Origin of the sequence: Streptomyces sp. NPDC014864 (genome assembly GCF_043081525.1) — a bacterium.
Taxonomy (GTDB): domain Bacteria; phylum Actinomycetota; class Actinomycetes; order Streptomycetales; family Streptomycetaceae; genus Streptomyces.
The window spans coordinates 1-15,642 of the sequence record NZ_JBIBWT010000002.1; the positions used below are offsets into that span (position 1 = coordinate 1).

The 15,642-nt window shown below is 73.6% G+C and carries 14 protein-coding genes; 6 read left to right on the forward strand and 8 right to left on the reverse strand.

The features are described 5' to 3' along the window. Together ACF1A5_RS03895 and ACF1A5_RS03900 are read right to left on the reverse strand one after the other, a co-directional pair. Positions 1-1,001, reverse strand: a 1,001-nt coding sequence (locus tag ACF1A5_RS03895) for a maltotransferase domain-containing protein (RefSeq protein ID WP_392191220.1), incomplete at its 3' end; no start/stop codon positions are given. A gap of 116 nt (positions 1,002-1,117) precedes the next feature. Further along, positions 1,118-1,420: a DUF5133 domain-containing protein gene (locus ACF1A5_RS03900; protein WP_392191221.1), complete on the reverse strand. Its 303-nt coding sequence runs from the start codon at positions 1,418-1,420 to the stop codon at positions 1,118-1,120. A 315-nt stretch (positions 1,421-1,735) separates the two neighbouring features. Here ACF1A5_RS03900 and ACF1A5_RS03905 point away from each other — a divergent pair, with 315 nt between their 5' ends. After that, positions 1,736-2,248, forward strand: a complete 513-nt coding sequence (locus ACF1A5_RS03905; RefSeq protein WP_392191222.1) for a pep a2 — start codon at positions 1,736-1,738, stop codon at positions 2,246-2,248. Positions 2,249-2,271: 23 nt separating this feature from the next. After that, positions 2,272-4,401, forward strand: coding sequence for a glycogen debranching protein GlgX (gene glgX, locus ACF1A5_RS03910; RefSeq protein WP_392191672.1), 2,130 nt, complete (start codon positions 2,272-2,274; stop codon positions 4,399-4,401). Between the two features lie 99 nt (positions 4,402-4,500). Here glgX and ACF1A5_RS03915 read toward each other — a convergent pair whose 3' ends face one another. Together ACF1A5_RS03915 and ACF1A5_RS03920 are read right to left on the reverse strand one after the other, a co-directional pair. After that, a complete protein-coding gene (locus tag ACF1A5_RS03915; protein ID WP_392191223.1) occupies positions 4,501-5,307 on the reverse strand; it encodes a VOC family protein in 807 nt (268 codons plus the stop codon). Positions 5,308-5,439: 132 nt separating this feature from the next. Continuing rightward, positions 5,440-6,243: a SigB/SigF/SigG family RNA polymerase sigma factor gene (locus tag ACF1A5_RS03920; protein WP_392191224.1), complete on the reverse strand. Its 804-nt coding sequence runs from the start codon at positions 6,241-6,243 to the stop codon at positions 5,440-5,442. Positions 6,244-7,021: 778 nt separating this feature from the next. Here ACF1A5_RS03920 and ACF1A5_RS03925 point away from each other — a divergent pair. Then, positions 7,022-7,552 (forward strand): hypothetical protein, encoded by a 531-nt coding sequence (locus ACF1A5_RS03925; RefSeq protein WP_392191225.1) that lies wholly within the window; start codon positions 7,022-7,024, stop codon positions 7,550-7,552. A 63-nt stretch (positions 7,553-7,615) separates the two neighbouring features. On the opposite strand, the gene hemC is transcribed toward ACF1A5_RS03925, so the two are convergent. Then, the gene (gene hemC / locus ACF1A5_RS03930) at positions 7,616-8,551 is read right to left on the reverse strand and encodes a hydroxymethylbilane synthase (protein ID WP_392191226.1); all 936 of its coding nucleotides are present in this window, start codon (positions 8,549-8,551) and stop codon (positions 7,616-7,618) included. A 121-nt stretch (positions 8,552-8,672) separates the two neighbouring features. Further along, positions 8,673-9,671, reverse strand: coding sequence for an ATP-dependent DNA ligase (locus ACF1A5_RS03935; RefSeq protein WP_392191227.1), 999 nt, complete (start codon positions 9,669-9,671; stop codon positions 8,673-8,675). Between the two features lie 220 nt (positions 9,672-9,891). On the opposite strand from ACF1A5_RS03935, the gene ACF1A5_RS03940 reads away from it, so the two are divergent. Genes ACF1A5_RS03940 through ACF1A5_RS03950 form a run of 3 tightly spaced genes read left to right on the forward strand, consistent with a single transcriptional unit; the run spans position 9,892 to position 13,163 of the window. Then, the gene (locus ACF1A5_RS03940) at positions 9,892-10,272 is read left to right on the forward strand and encodes a DoxX family protein (protein ID WP_392191228.1); all 381 of its coding nucleotides are present in this window, start codon (positions 9,892-9,894) and stop codon (positions 10,270-10,272) included. Then, positions 10,269-10,736 (forward strand): peroxiredoxin, encoded by a 468-nt coding sequence (locus tag ACF1A5_RS03945; protein WP_392191229.1) that lies wholly within the window; start codon positions 10,269-10,271, stop codon positions 10,734-10,736. Before ACF1A5_RS03940 ends, ACF1A5_RS03945 begins: the two co-directional genes overlap by 4 nt. Positions 10,737-10,796: 60 nt before the next feature. Beyond that, entirely contained in the window at positions 10,797-13,163 is a 2,367-nt protein-coding gene (locus ACF1A5_RS03950; protein WP_392191230.1) for a SpoIIE family protein phosphatase, read from the forward strand. On the opposite strand, the gene ACF1A5_RS03955 is transcribed toward ACF1A5_RS03950, so the two are convergent. Together ACF1A5_RS03955 and ACF1A5_RS03960 are read right to left on the reverse strand one after the other, a co-directional pair. Further along, positions 13,160-13,768, reverse strand: a complete 609-nt coding sequence (locus tag ACF1A5_RS03955) for a DNA polymerase ligase N-terminal domain-containing protein (protein WP_392191231.1) — start codon at positions 13,766-13,768, stop codon at positions 13,160-13,162. The two genes, ACF1A5_RS03950 and ACF1A5_RS03955, sit on opposite strands and share 4 nt — an antisense overlap. 188 nt (positions 13,769-13,956) lie before the next feature. Further along, the gene (locus ACF1A5_RS03960; RefSeq protein ID WP_392191232.1) at positions 13,957-15,459 is read right to left on the reverse strand and encodes a metallophosphoesterase family protein; all 1,503 of its coding nucleotides are present in this window, start codon (positions 15,457-15,459) and stop codon (positions 13,957-13,959) included. Between the last annotated feature and the right edge of the window lie 183 nt (positions 15,460-15,642).

Here is a 15,642-nt window from a genome sequence, read left to right on the forward strand (position 1 = left end):
CCGTCGGGCCGGTGGTGGAACCACTCCGGGTGCTTGAGCACCCAGGGGTGGTCGGGGGAGCACTGCAGGGCGAAGTCCAGGGCGACCTCCAGGCCTACCTCACGGGCCCGGGCCACGAAATGGTCGAAGTCCTCCAGCGTGCCCAGGGCGGGGTGGATCGCGTCGTGGCCGCCCTCGGGGGAGCCGATCGCCCAGGGCACGCCGACGTCGTCGGGGCCGGGGGTGAGGGTGTTGTTGCGGCCCTTGCGGAAGGTGGTGCCGATGGGGTGGATCGGGGGCAGGTAGACCACGTCGAAGCCCATCGCGGCGATCGCGGGCAGCCGGCGGGCGGCGGTGCGGAACGTGCCGTGCGGCTGCTGCGGGGTGCCCTCGGAGCGGGGGAAGAACTCGTACCACGACCCGAACAGCGCCCGCTCCCGCTCCACCAGCAGCTCGCGGGTGTCGGAGACGGTGACCAGCTCCCGCAGCGGATACCGGGCCAGCGCCGCGTCCACCTCCGGCGTCAACCCCGCCGACAGCCGGGTCATGACCGGCAGCGAGTCGTCGCACATCACCTCCGCCGCCGCGCGCAGGGTCTCGCGCTCCGGCCCCTCGGGTGCCCCGGCCGCCGCCCTGGTGTGGAGTTCGACGCCCTCCTCCAGGACCAGTCCGGTGTCCAGTCCGGCCGGGACCTTGATGCACGCGGTGTGCCGCCAGGTGGCGACCGCGTCGCCCCAGGCCTCCACGTGGTACGTCCAGCGCCCCGGCGAGCCGGGCGTCACCTCGGCGCCCCAGCGGTCGCTGCCGGGCGCCAGTTCGCGCATCGGGGTCCACGGGCCCGGGCGGCCCCGGGGATCCGTGAGCACGACGTTCGCCGCCACGGCGTCGTGGCCTTCCCGGAACACGGTGGCGGTGACCTGGAACGTCTCGCCCACGACCGCCTTGGCCGGGCGCCTGCCGCACTCCACGGCCGGACGGACGTCCCGCACCGGAATGCGGCCGATGACCGGGGTCGAACTCATGGGTGTCACCTCCATCGTGCTCGAGGCCGGGCTCTCGCCCGGCCGGGAACCGCGGTTCTGATACGGAGGGCGGGAGCCCCGACTTCCCCGGGGAGGCCCGGCTCCCGCCCGGGGCGCTATCTCCCGGCGGGAGACGGCCGGCCCTTCGCCTTCCGGCGGCGCCGCCCGGCGACCGCGCCCACGTGTGGGCGGCCGCCCTGCTCGCGCAGGTAGACCACGAGACTGCTGCGCAGATACCGCTCCGCGGCGTCCGCGGCCTCCCGTGCGCAGCGCTTCCCCATCAGCACGCACAGGGTGTAGCCCGAATCCTCGAAGGTGGCCCGCACGTTGCGGTCGTCGGGCGATGCGAGCATCGCGCGTTCCCACGCCCGGTAGCGCCGCAGATGCCGGGCGACTTCGGCTTTGGCGGGTAGCAGCATGGCGCCGTTCACCTTTCGGAGCGCTCGATGGGCACGTCTCCCCGACGGTCGGGGCGGTGACCGCGCACGCAGAGGCACGGTCCCGTTTACGGCGCTCGAGACTTTCACTCATGGTGCACGTTCAACGACTCAGCGTCCTGTTGGATCTTCAACCAGCACGCCGACCCGCTCCCACCTGCTCGTGTTGCACGAATGGCGTAGCGCGCTCAGGGTGGAGATGACTCAGAGGCAATCAGTGCTCACGCTCCGCTCTCGGGGCCGGGCCCGCGTAGGGCGGGAGGGAGCGCGAGCCTCGCCGGTGAGGAGCCAACGACGATGAAGACCGCAGTGCCCTGCTACTACCACCTCGACGTGGAAGTCAGTCCGGAACGCGTCGGGCAGGTCAGGCGCATCCTGGCCGCCCACCTCCGGTTCTGGGATCTGGAGGACCTCGTCGAGCCCGTCTGCGGCGGCGCCGAGCTGCTGCTGAAGGCCATCGACGAACACGCCAGGGACAAGCACACGTCCATCGAGATGTGGTGGACCGGCCAGCACCTGATCACCGCCGTGGCGGAGAACAACCACGACCTGCGCCCCGACCAGGACCTGCGCGCCTGCCTGGCCCGGATCGCGGCCACGAGCGACGGCTGGGGCTGCTGCGCCTCCCAGACCGGCAGCAAGGTGATCTGGTTCTCGCAGCGCGCCCGCGCCGGTGTGCGCGCCCCGCTGGTCCCCAAGCCGCCGACCCCGAGCCTGCGCGAGGGCCTGACGCCGCCCCGCGAACTGCCGGTCGCCGCTCTCGCCTCCCCGGCGAGTGCGCCGGAGGGCGTCCTGGAGGCCGCCCGGTGACCGCGCGCCCGCGCCGGAAAGGGGTGCCCGTGTGGAGCGGGTACCCCTATCCGCTGGGCGCCGCGTACGACGGGCAAGGCACCAACTTCGCGCTGTTCAGCGAGGTCGCCGAACACGTCGAGCTGGTCCTCGTGGACGACCGCGGCGCCCATCGCGCGGTGCCGCTCGCGGAGGCCGACGGCTTCGTGTGGCACGGCTACCTGCCCGGCATCGGGCCGGGCCAGCGCTACGGCTACCGGGTGCACGGCCCGTGGCACCCGGCCGCCGGCCACCGGTGCAACCCGAAGAAGCTGCTCCTCGACCCCTACGCCAGGGCGGTGGACGGGCAGACCGACGACCACCCCTCGCTCTACGAGCGTGCCGCACACGGTCCGGACCCCTCCGACAGCGCCGGGCACACCATGCTCGGCGTGGTCACCGACCCGGCCTTCGACTGGGGCGACGACCGTCCCCCGAGACGCTCGTACGCGGAGACCGTGATCTACGAGGCCCACGTCCGCGGCCTGACCCGCACCCACCCCGACGTCCCGCCCGAACTGCGCGGCACCTACGCGGGGCTGGGCCACCCCGCGGTGATCGGGCACCTCACCTCCCTGGGGGTGACGGCCGTCGAGCTGATGCCGGTCCACCAGTTCGTGCACGACGGCGTCCTGCAGGGCCGCGGCCTGGCCAACTACTGGGGCTACAACACCATCGGCTTCTTCGCGCCGCACAACGGCTACGCCGCCCACGGCACCCGCGGGCAGCAGGTCGACGAGTTCAGGACCATGGTCAAGGCGCTGCACGCGGCCGGGCTCGAGGTCATCCTGGACGTGGTCTACAACCACACCGCCGAGGGGAACGAGAAGGGCCCGACGCTGTCCTTCCGTGGCATCGACAACGCCTCGTACTACCGCCTGGTCGACGGCGACTGGGCCCACTACTACGACACCACCGGCACCGGCAACAGCCTGCTGATGAGGCACCCCTACGTGCTCCAGCTGATCATGGACTCGCTGCGGTACTGGGTCACCGAGATGCACGTGGACGGTTTCCGCTTCGACCTTGCGGCCACCCTGGCACGCCAGTTCCACGAGGTGGACCGGCTGTCGGCCTTCTTCGACCTGATCCAGCAGGACCCGGTGATCAGCCGGGTCAAGCTGATCGCCGAGCCGTGGGACGTCGGCGAGGGCGGTTACCAGGTCGGCAACTTCCCGCCGCTGTGGTCGGAGTGGAACGGCCTGTACCGCGACGCGGTACGGGACTTCTGGCGCGGGGAGGACCACACGCTCGGCGACTTCGCCTCCCGGCTGACCGGTTCGGCGGACCTGTACGCGCACAACCGGCGCCGCCCGCGCGCCAGCGTCAACTTCGTGACCGCGCACGACGGTTTCACCCTGCGCGACCTCGTCTCGTACAACGACAAGCACAACGAGGCCAACGGCGAGGGGAACCGGGACGGTGAGAGCGACAACCGGTCCTGGAACTGCGGGGTCGAGGGGGACACCGACGACCCGGCCGTCCTGGACCTGCGCGCCCGTCAGCAACGCAACTTCCTGGCCACGCTCCTGCTGTCGCAGGGCATCCCGATGCTCTGCCACGGCGACGAACTCGGCCGCACCCAGGGGGGCAACAACAACGCCTACTGCCAGGACGGCGAACTGTCCTGGGTCGACTGGCACCTGACCGAGGAGCAGCGCGAACTCGCCGACTTCACCCGCCGGGTGATCGGTCTGCGCGCCGCCCACCCCGTGCTGCGCCGCCGCCGCTTCTTCCAGGGCGAGGCGCCCGCCCGGAGCGGCCGGCCGCTGCCCGACCTGGTGTGGCTGCGGCCGGACGGACGGAAGATGGCCGAGGAGGACTGGCAGCGCGCCGACGCGCACTCGGTCACCGTGTTCCTCAACGGGGACGCGATCGCCGAACCCGACCCGCAGGGGCGGCCCGTGGTCGACGACTCGTTCCTGCTGCTGCTCAACGGCTTCTGGGAGCCGGTCGACTTCCGCCTGCCGGGGTCCGCCTACGGCGACCGCTGGACGACGCTCATCGACACCGCCGAGCCGCAGGGCCCACCGGACGAGGCGGAGCACAAGCCGGGCGGGCACCTACGCCTGGAGTCGCGCAGCCTGGTGCTGCTGACCCGGCCGCCCGCAGCGCCCCGCGCGACCCGCCGCTGACGCGGAAGTGCCGGTGCCGGCCCTCTGAGGGGCCGGGCACCGGCACCGTGCCGGGTTCGTTCGTCGGCTCGTCCGCTCGTCGGGCGGATGGCCGGGGCCTCAGCGCTCGCGCTCGCGGCGTGACGTCACCGTGAACTGGGCGCCGTCCGGGTCGCGCAGCACCGCCTCGTCGGCCCCCTCCCGCAGCACGCTGCCACCGTGCTTCTCCGCCGCCCGGACACAGGCGGCCACATCGGCCACCTTGAAGTGGATCTGCCAGTGCGGCCGGATCGTCGGGTCGGGTGCCGCCTCCAGCGCCCCGGACTCGATCCGCGCCACCACCTCGCCGTGGCTGCGCAGCACCACCTCGTTGCCCTCGTAGCGGACCTCGCAGCAGCCGGGCCGCGCCGAGGCCCAGTCCAGGACCTCGCCGTAGAAGATGGCGGAGTCGAAGGCGTCCCGCGTGTGCAGCCGGATGAAGGCGGGCGCGGCCTTGCGCCAGGTCTCCCAGTCGGTGAACAGGTCGCCCTCCCAGATCCCGAAGGTGGCCCCGTCCCGGTCCGCCAGCAGGGCGGCGCGTCCGGGCGGGAAGGAGATCGGGCCGACCGCGGCCGTCCCTCCGCGCTCCTGCACCCGGGACACCGCGTCGTCGGCGCTGGGCACCGCGAAGTACGGGGTCCAGGCGACCGGCATCTGCCACATGGTGGCCACCGCCGCTATCCCGGCGACGGGCGCCCCGTCCGCCAGCGCGATCCGGAAGCGGTCACCGAGCTTCGCCGAGCGCCACTCCCAGCCCAGCACCGCCCGGTAGAAGTCCTCCGTGGCCTCCAGGTCGCGGCTGGTCAGACTGACCCAGCAGGGGGCGCCGCACAGCGAGTGGGTGTCCACGACGTCCGTGGGACCGGAGGGTGTCGCATCGTCGTTCATCACACGTCCTGGGCTCGTCGACCGGCGGACCGCCGGTCTCCCACCAGTGTCCGGCCGGCCCTTGCGGGGCGCCTGCCGAGTACCCGTCCGGCCGCCGCGAAACGGCGTCCACGGTCCTCGCGGCCGGGGTGCTCAGCCGCTCTCGCGCACGGTCTCGGTCAGCAGTTCCTCACGCAGTTGTGCGAAGCAGCCGCTCAGCAGACGCGAGACGTGCATCTGCGAGATGCCGAGCTGCTGGGCGATCCGGCTCTGCGTCATGCCCCGGAAGAACCTCAGGTAGAGGATGGTCCGCTCGCGCTCGGGGAGCGCCTCCAGACAGGGCCTCACGGCGACCCGGTCCACCACGAGGTCGTAGCGCGCGTCGGCCTCGCCGAGCGCGTCACCGAGCGCGTAGCCCTCGGTACCGGGGACCTCCGCCTCCAGGGACAGCGCGGCGAAGCAGTCCAGGGCCTCCATGCCGGTGCGCACGTCGTCGACGCTCAGCTGGGCGTGCTCGGCGATCTCGGCCACGGTCGGCGCCCGGCCCGGTGTCGTCTGGGCCAGCTCCTTCACGGCCCGCCGGACGCGGTTGCGCAGGTCCTGGACCCGGCGCGGGACGTGCAGCGTCCACATGTGGTCGCGGAAGTGCCGCTTGATCTCGCCGGTGATGGTCGGCACGGCGTACGCCTCGAACGCGTAGCCGCGCGCAGGATCGTAGTGGTCCACGGCCTTGACCAGGCCCAGAGCGGCCACCTGGTACAGATCCTCCAGGGACTCCCCACGGCCGCGGAACCGGACGGCGATCCGCTCCGCCATCGGCAGCCAGAGGTGGACCAGCTCGTCCCTGAGGGCCTTGCGGTCCGGCCCGTCGGGCAGGCGCGCGAGCCGTTCGAAGTCCTCGGCGGTGTCGGGAGCGTCGTCGTGCGGATGGGTTCTCGTGCTGCCGGTGGTACGCATGGCGCTGCGCCTCCCTCAGCAGGGACATCACGGGAGACGCGGCTCGGCCCGGGCGGAGAGACACCGGGGCCCGGCGCGCCGGCTCCCACGGACGTGCCTCCTGTCCGAAGCACTGAAAGGGGGATTCCCGATTCCGGCGAATTCGAAACGGTTTCGGGAATGCGGTGACGGTGTGCGACCGGCCGCTTCTGAATTGTCGAACAGGGGTCACGCAATTCTTTGTCGTGGAATCACGTCGGCAATGCTGCGCATTTCAATTACTCCGGCGCATTTCGCGGGACTCCGGTGCGGAGTCCTGCCTTGACCTGCGCCGAGCCGCGTGCGGGCGCCGCGAGACCCTCCCCGTGGCCGCTGATCTCCAATCAGATCCTCACCCGACCCGGGGCGTTCCCGCCGACGGTCTCCCGTACATCGCCTGCATATCGTACGGCGGGGTCGCGCAATCCGCGATGCGTCTCGTGATCTTCCTTGGAATCACCGGCAGGGGATGCGTGGACGACACCGTCCGCCGGGGCGCGCCGGGCGATCACGACGTGCGACCGCCCGGCGTCCGGCCCGCCGGCGGAACCGGTCCGCCGACTCGTCCCGGGCGCCGGTGGACGTGATGTGCGGCACGCGCCCGGCGGCCGTCGGCGCCGCCCCGGAGCGGATTCTTCCTGCGCACGGCTTGATCGTCGATCAATGAGGGCGAATTCCCTGGCCACAGCGCTTTCCGCGCATTTGACAGTGGCTCGGACGCACAGATAGGAAGCTGCTTCTGGAAGTCGAAAGGTGCACTGTGTACGAGCCGAACGTGGTCGGGGACTGGCAGGAGTACGACGGGCATGCCGGTCTGCGGGTCCGCGTCCACCGCCTGGAGCAGGCCGAGCCGCCTCGCGGACGCGACGACGCCGCCGAGGGACTGACGTACTTCCGCCTCCGGGTCACCGTCGAGAACCGCGGCGACCGGACCTTCGGCGTCCACCTGGAGGACGGGCAGATCGACGTGCGGATCGGCCCCGACGGGGAGGGCGCCTTCGTCGACTGGCGCAACTCGCAGTTCATCGAGGGCTACGACGTCTATCCGCTGCGCCGGGTCACCGCGGTGCTGTACGCCGCCGGACCCGAGGCCGCACTGTCCCAGGTGGACGTCCAGATCCAGCTGCGGGTCGACGAGGAGTGGGCCGACCGCCGGCTGTGGGCCGGCGGCATCGGCGTGCACGAGGAGGCCGTCCAGGCGGGCGCCCCCGCCGCCTGCGGACCGGGCGGGCTGGCGCACCAGGTGAGCAACTTCTTGCGCGACCAGGCGGAGCCGGGCGCCACCGGCTGACGGCGCCCGCACGTGCCGCGCGCCCGGCCCGCGCGCCTGGGCGGTCGCGCCCGGGCATGCACGTCAGTGGGCGATGCCGTCGATGATCTCGCGGGCGCCCTGACGCAGCAGTGCCACGGCGACCGAGGTGCCGAGCGTGGCCGCGTCCAGCGGGCCCGCCCACTCGTGCGCGTTCAGCCGCGTCTTGCCGTCCGGGGTGAACACACAGGCGCGGAGTGAGAGTTCACCGCTGCGGTCGACCTGCGCGTAGCCCGCGATCGGGCTGTTGCAGTGGCCCTGCAGGACGTGCAGGAACATGCGCTCCGCGGTGGCCGCGCGGTGGGTGGCGCGGTCGCCGAGCACGCCGACCGCCTCGATGAGCTCGGCGTCCCCCTCGCGGCACTGCAGCGCGAGGACGCCCGCGCCGATCGGCGGCATCATCGCGTCGGGGGAGAGGATCTCGCTGATCACGTCCTGCCGGCCGATGCGCTCCAGCCCGGACACGGCGAGCAGCAGGGCGTCCGCCTCGCCCGCCGCCAGCTTCTCCAGCCGGCGGTTGGCGTTGCCCCGGAACGGCACGCACCGCAGCTGCGGATGGGTCGCGGCCAGCTGGGCGACCCGGCGCACCGAGGACGTGCCGATCCTGGTGCCGGCCGGGAGCTCGTCGAGGGGCAGTCCGCCGGGATGCACGAGGGCGTCGCGGATGTCGTCCCGCTTCAGGAACGCGGCGAACGTCGTGCCCGCGGGCAGCGGCCGGTCGGCGGGCACGTCCTTCAGGCAGTGCACCGCGAGGTCCGCCTCACCCGCCAGCAGCGCCGCGTCGACCTCCTTGGTGAAGGCGCCCTTGCCCTCGACCTTGGACAGGTCGCCCAGCCACTTGTCGCCGGTGGTGCGCACCGGCACCACCTCGGTGCGCACACCCGGGTGCGCGGCGGCCAACTCGGCGCGGACCCGCTCCACTTGGGCGAGAGCCATGGGCGAGTCGCGGGAGACGACACGGATGAGTTCGGGAACGGACATGCGGGACACGATAGACCGTCGCCGGGGTTGTCCGGGCCGTAACCCGCATCCGTGCCCCGGGACCGCGGGCGCCGCGCGTCCGCGTCCCCCGGGCAGGCGTTCCACCCGACTTGACGCGGCGTCAACCGCCGTTGCCGGTCCCGTCCGGCAGGTCCGGCAGGTCCGCCGCCGCCTCCTCGGGCGCGAGGTCGGGGCGCAGCCGCAGCCAGGACGGCTGACGCAGCATCCCGGCCCGGGTGCGAACGCTGTAGCGGACCTCGCCGACCAGCCGGGGCAGCACCCAGTGCGCCCCGGGGACCGCCGGCCGCGGGTCGAAGGGGCACACGTCGGTCGCCAGGGCGCGCAGCAGCCCGGCCAGGCCGGCCCGCTCCGCCTCGCTCCAGCCGGTGCCCACGCTGCCGACGTAGCGCAGCCGCCCGGCCGCGCGCTGGCCGACAAGCAGCGCGCCCGGCAGGCCCGCGAGCCGTCCCCTGCCCGGCAGCCAGCCGCCCACGAGGACGTCCTCACTGAGTGTGTTGCGGATCTTGATCCAGGCCCGGGAGCGCACTCCGGGCTCGTACACCGAGTCCAGCCGCTTGCAGACCAGGCCCTCCAGTCCGTGCTCGCGGGTGGCGGCCAGCGCCCGCGCGCCGTGGCCTACGACGGCCGCGGGCGTCGACCAGTACGGCCCCTCCAGCCCGAGTTCCTCCAACCGTGCCCGCCGCCGCATGTACGCGAGCGGCACCAGGGAGCGTCCGCCCAGGTGCATCACGTCGAACAGCACCAGATGGACGGGGACCTGCGCGGCCCTGCGCGCCGCGCGCGCCGGGGCGTGGGCCAGGCCCATGCGGCCCTGCAGGAGCTGGAAGTCCGCCCGCCCCTGAGCGTCCAGCGCCAGGATCTCCCCGTCCAGGACCGCGGGTGTGCCGCCGAGGACGCCGCCGAGCGCACGCAGCTCGGGATAGGCGGCGGTGATGTCCTCGCCGGAGCGGGCCCGCAGGACCAGACTGCCGTCGCCGGGCAGGTAGGCCACCGCGCGCTGCCCGTCCTGCTTCGTCTCGTACGCCCAGCGCGCGTCCTGCGCGGCGGGCGGCAGGGTGCCGGGCGTGGCGAGCATGGGCGGGATCAGCGGCAGGGTCACGGCTCAGTTCTCGACGGGCCGGCGGGCCGCCACGCGCCCGCGGGCGCGGTTTCCCCTGATCGGGCCCCCGCCTCGTCGGGCTCCCGCTGATCGGGCGCGCCATGTGACGGCGGTCGGGCTCGGCCGAGGCCGCGTTTCGAGTCCGGGCAAGGCGGGGGTCCGCGCTCCACGGTCCCTACCGTCGAGTAATATCGCGCGGCAGGTCATCGGAGGAGGAACCGTGTCACGGTCCGAACGCTCACCCCTGCTGCTCGCCGGCCTGCTGGCCACGGCGGGCGTCGCCCACTTCGTCTCGCCGCGGCAGTTCGACGCCCTGGTGCCGCGCTCCCTGCCGGGCTCGCCCCGCACGTGGACCCAGGCCAGCGGTGTCGCCGAGCTGGCGCTGGCCGCCGGTCTCGCGCTGCCCCGGACCCGGCGGACCGCCGCGCTGGCCGCGGCGGCCTTCTTCGTGGGCGTCTTCCCCGCCAATGTGAAGATGGCCGTGGACTGGCGGCACCGCCCCACCCCGCAGAAGGCGGCGGCCCTCGGGCGGCTGCCCCTGCAGGTGCCCCTGGTGCTGTGGGCGCGCGGCGTCGCGAGGAACGCGGAGGGCCGGTCGTGACGGGACTCCCGCAGGTCGGCGACAAGGTCGAGGACTTCGAGCTGCCCGACGGGACCGGCACCGTCCGGACCCTGTCCGAGCTGCTCGCCCAGGGACCCGTCGTGCTCTTCTTCTACCCCGCCGCCCTCACCCCCGGCTGCACCGCGGAGGCGTGCCATTTCCGCGACCTGGCGGCCGAGTTCGCCGCCGTCGGGGCACGCCCCGTCGGGATCAGCGGCGACTCGGTCGACCGGCAGCAGGAGTTCGCCGGACGGCATGGGCTCGGGATGCCGCTGCTGTCCGACGCCGACGGCACCGTCCGCGAGCGGTTCGGCGTGCAGCGCGGCTTCTCGCTCGCGCCCACCCGACGGGTCACCTTCGTGATCGGGCGGGACCGCACGGTTCTCGAGGTCGTCCGGAGCGAGCTGCGCATGAACACCCACGCCGACCGGGCCCTGGCGGTCCTGCGCACGCACCGCGGCTGACCGCCCCCCGTCACCGCCGCGCGGTTGAGGGGGTGCCGTCCAGGGATCATCCTGGGGCGTATGGAGCATGTCGCCGCCGCGGCGATCGTCGACGCCCGAGGCATCGTGACGGCCTGGACCGAGGGTGCCCGGCGCCTGACCGGATACCCGGCCGAGGAGACCGTGGGCCGTGCGGCGGCCGACCTGCTCGCCGGGGAGCTGCCGGCCGCCGTGCCGCGGGCGCTGACCGGCACCGTCGTCGTGCGCCACCGCGACGGGCACCTCGTCCCCCTCGGCCTCACGGCCGCGCCCGTCCTGGGCCCGGACGGCGACCCCGACGCCTACGTCCTCACGGCCGGGCGGCCGGCGGAGTCGGAGCCCACGCTCTCCGGACGCGTGTTCGAGCAGGCGCCGGTCGTGCTGTGCACGTTCGACACCCAGCTGCGCTATCTGCGCGCGAACGACGTGGCCTGCGAGGTGCTCGGCGCCCGGGCGGGCGACCTGGTCGGCCGGCGGGTCCTGGACACCCTGCCGGACGACGAGCCCGTCCGGGGCTTCGCCGAGAAGCTGCGCCAGGTGGCGGACACCGGGAACCCCGTGCGCTACGAGACCTACGGCCGGGCACCCTCCGAGGGCCGCGAGCACGCCTGGACCGTCGAGATGTGGCCGGTGCGCGATCACCGCCGCGAGGTGGTCGCGGTGGCCATGGCGGCGTTCGACAGCAGCCAGGAGCACTGGGTCCGCCGGCGCCTCGCCCTGCTGAACGAGGCCGCGACCGCCATCGGCACCACCCTGGACGTCACCCGCACCGCCGAGGAGCTGGTGGAACTCGCGGTACCCCGGTTCGCCGACTTCGTGGCCGTGGACCTCCTCGACTGGGTCCTGGGCACGGAGGAACCGCCCCCGGGGCCGGCGGGCGACGTCGTGCTGCGCCGGGTGGCGCACGGCTCGGTCTTCGAGCACACACCGGAAGCCTCCGTCGCGCTGGGAGCGCGGGACGTCTACCCCTCCTCCTCACCGCCCGCCCGCGCCCTCGGCCTGGGCCGGGCGGTGCTCAGCCGGGTGGGCGAGCCGGACTTCGAGCGATGGGCCGAGGACCGCAACGTGAAGGCCCCGGCGGGAAGCCTCCACCGCCGGGGCGCGCATTCCATGCTCGCGGTGCCGATGCGTGCCCGCGGCGCCACGCTGGGTGTCGTGGTCTTCGTCCGCGCCGCCCATCCCGCCCCGTACACCGACGACGACGCGGTCCTCGCCGAGGAACTGACCAGCCGGGCCGCCGTGTGCGTGGACAACGCCCGCTGCTTCGCCCGGGAGCGCGAGACCGCGATGGCCCTGCAGCGCAGCCTGCTGCCGCGCCGGCCGCGCGGTCAGGCGGCCGTCGAGGTGGCCCATCGCTATCTGCCGTCCGGATCGCTGGCGGGCGTCGGCGGGGACTGGTTCGACGTGATCCCGCTCGCCGGCAGCCGGATCGCCCTGGTCGTCGGGGACGTCGCCGGACACGGCATCCGGTCCTCGGCCACCATGGGACGGCTGTGCACGGCGGTGCGGACCCTGGCCGACGTGGATCTGCCGCCGGACGAACTCCTCACCCACCTCGACGACCTGGTCACCCACCTGACACCCAGTCACGGTGGGGAGGACGTACCGGAGCTGGGCGCGACCTGCCTGTACGCCGTCTACGACCCCGTCTCGTGCTGCCTCGGTGTGGCCGCCGCCGGCCATCTGCCCCCGGTCGTCGTGCCCCCCGGCAGTCCGGCCCGGCTGGTCGACATGACCGTGGGGCCGCCCCTCGGGGTCGGCGGGTTCCCCTTCGAGGCGACCGAGTTCCCGTTGCCGCCGGGCACCCTGATCGCCCTCTACACCGACGGGCTGCTGGAGGGCCAGGAACAGGACGCCGACCGGGGCACCGCCGCGCTGTGCCGGGCCCTGAGTTCGCCCGAGGCCTCTCTGGAGGCCGTCTGCGACACCGTGCTGAAGTCCGTGCTGCCCGAACAGGCCGACGACGACGTGGCCCTGCTGCTGGCCCGCACCCGCGCGCTGGGCGCGGACCGCGTCGCGGCCTGGGACGTCGTCCCGGATCCCGCGCAGGTGGGCGCGGCCCGGCAGGCCGCCACCGAGCAACTGGCCGCGTGGGGCCTGCAGGAGATGGCGTTCGTCACCGAACTGGTCGTCAGCGAACTGGTCACGAACGCCATCCGGTACGGCGAACCCCCCATTCAGCTACGGCTGATCCGAGACCGGGCGCTCATCTGCGAGGTGTCCGACGCCAGTTCCACCTCGCCGCACCTGCGCCGGGCCCACGCCTTCGACGAGGGCGGCCGCGGTCTGCTGCTCGTCGCCCAGCTCACCCGGCGCTGGGGGAGCCGGCCGACGGGCACCGGCAAGACGATCTGGGCGGAGCAGCCGCTGCCCACGCGCACGCGAGGGCGGGAACAGCCCGGCTACTAGCGGTCCTCCGCGGCCACCTGGGCGAGGGTGCGGCCGGTGCGGACCGAACGGGCCCGGCGCGGATCGGGGGTGCCGTGTCCCTTCGACCGCCCGCCGCTCTTCCGCACCAGCAGCCAGGCCTCCTCCTCGCCGCCGTCCCGGCCGCCGCGGAAGCGGGTGAGGGCGTACTCGCCCCGCAGCTTGGTGCCGTGCAGCCGGAACGTGGCGTGCCCGTGCTCCAGCGACGTCGCGAAGTCCACGGGACGCCCCTTCCGGTCGTGGCTCAGCGGCTCGTACGTGCCGCGGTCCCAGACGATCACGGTGCCGCCGCCGTACTCGCCCTTGGCGATCACGCCCTCGAAGTCCTCGTACTCCAGCGGGTGGTCCTCCGTGGGCACGGCGAGCCGCTTGTCGTGCGGGTCGTCGGAGGGGCCCTTGGGGACCGACCAGGACTTCAGCACGTCGTCCACCTGCAACCGGAAGTCGAAGTGCATCCGGCGCGCGTCGTGGATCTGCACCACGAACCGGGGCTCCGGGCCAACGGCCGCCGAGTGTCCCGACGGCTCCCGGGTCCGGGCGAAGTCACGCTTGCCGCGGTACTCCCGCAGCCGCTCGTCACCACCCACACGAGTCTCCTTCCCACGGGCCGCACGCGTCCGCGGTACCCGACCGGACCGCCCGGGTACCCGGGCCACCGCGACCCACGCGGTCCGGAGACCCGCTGACCGGGGATCCGTGGACCGGGGGCCGGGGACCCGCCGACCGGTACGGCCGGTACGAGTACCCCGCCCACGGTCGCCGCCCCGCCGGACGGTCAGCCCAGGGGAATCGTCACCTCGTCCTCGACCGGCGGATCGGCCTCCTGGGCGCGGTTGCCGGTCGCGGCGAAGCAGCGCAGCCGGACCGCCCCGGGGGTCACGTCCAGGCGCAGGAAGGACTTGAAGAATGGCGGGCTGTAGGTGGCCGAACCGGGGGAGAACAGCCGGGTGTAGAGCTTGCGCACCGGCAGGCGCAGCCGGGCGGCGCGGTCCGGGCGGCGCCCGGCGCCCAGGAGACTCGCGACCAGGCGGATCCGCCGGGTGATCGGGGGCGGCGGGCCCTGGGTGCGCACGGGCGGCACGCCGAGCCGCTCGGCGACGACGGCCGTCGCCTCGGCCTCGGTGAGCGCGAAGAAGCGGGGCAGCCGCAGCCGGCGTCCGTAGAGCCTGCTGTAGAAGGCGAGGGAGTCGCCGCGCAGCGGGTAGCAGCGGAAGTCCCGCTCGGTGACGTTCGCGATCGACACGCGCGGGATGGTGTGGGTGGCGTGCATGAAGGCACCGCCGCCGCCGGAGACGACGTACTGGATGGTCCGGCCGTCCACGTCCACCGGGTAGCGCTGGTAGTTGTGGATGTCCCCGCCTATCGCCGCCACGAAGTGGTGGGCCGGGTCGCGGACGATGTCGTCGACGGTGCCGCCGCCCTCGATGACGCAAGGGTGGTGCTCGCCGTCCACGTACAGGGGCGAGCCGGTGACGAGGATCTTCGGGCGCGGCCCGCGCGCCGCCTCGCGCAGCCAGGCGCCCTGCTCGGCGTCCAGGGTGCCGAGCAGGCCCGTGTCGATGCCGATGATCCGCACCGGCCCGGCGTCGATCGCCCAGTACGGCCCCGGCTGAACGGCCTGCTGGGACGGAGCGGCACGCAACTCCTGTACTGCTCGCAGCTGTTGCCCGTCCGTCGGGCGCGGCCGGTGCCACAGCAGCGCCCGCCACCAGGCGCGGCTCAGCGGGCGGGGCGCCGGCTCCGGCGGCAGGGGCGGGGCGTCGCCGCAGAACACGCGCATGAAGCCGCCGAGACCCTCGTACCAGTCGTGGTTGCCGGGGATCGCGTAGATCGGCGCCGGGTAGTCCCGGTACGGGCGGAAGAACTTCGTGCCGTAGTCGTCCGTGCTGCCGACCGGGTAGATCACGTCGCTGGCGATGACGGAGAACGCGGTGCCCCGCGCCGTCTCCAGGAACCCCGGCACCACGGCGTACTGGGGCTCGTCGCCCTCGCCGGTGTCCCCGAGGACCATGAAGGAGAAGCGGTCCGGATCGTCCCGCCGGATCACCTTGTCCGCGGGCGCCCCGGCCGCCGCCCGCTGCGCCACCCAGCGGCCGCGGGTACAGCCGGTGGGGTCCCCGAACCAGGACGCGAGCACCCCGTTGCGCGCGGCCCAGAGCGTCCGCGGGTCGAGCCACGAGAGCTTCTGCGTCTTCGGGGGCATCAGTTGCCGGTAGGTACCGCGCTCGGCGGTTCCCCAGCCGGCGCCTTCGACGGTGTCGCGCGAGGATTCAGCCACGTGGAGCACCGTAACAACGAGCCCCCCACCGGCCGGCCCGCGGGGCGCGCGCCCGGCCCACGAGCACCGCGCCACAGACGAGTTGACGGGCCGTCGAGCCAGGTCACGCGCTCGCGGCGAGGGCACCCTGCCCGGTGGGCCGGGGGCATAGGGAAAACCCTCGAATGCTCGTGGCCTGGCTGA

Coding starts and splice junctions, on each gene's coding strand:
- ACF1A5_RS03900 (WP_392191221.1), bottom strand. CDS start 1,420: ATGCTGCTACCCGCCAAAGCCGAAGTCGCCCGGCATCTGCGGCGCTAC.
- ACF1A5_RS03905 (WP_392191222.1), top strand. CDS start 1,736: ATGAAGACCGCAGTGCCCTGCTACTACCACCTCGACGTGGAAGTCAGT.
- ACF1A5_RS03915 (WP_392191223.1), bottom strand. CDS start 5,307: ATGAACGACGATGCGACACCCTCCGGTCCCACGGACGTCGTGGACACC.
- ACF1A5_RS03920 (WP_392191224.1), bottom strand. CDS start 6,243: ATGCGTACCACCGGCAGCACGAGAACCCATCCGCACGACGACGCTCCC.
- hemC (WP_392191226.1), bottom strand. CDS start 8,551: ATGTCCGTTCCCGAACTCATCCGTGTCGTCTCCCGCGACTCGCCCATG.
- ACF1A5_RS03950 (WP_392191230.1), top strand. CDS start 10,797: ATGGAGCATGTCGCCGCCGCGGCGATCGTCGACGCCCGAGGCATCGTG.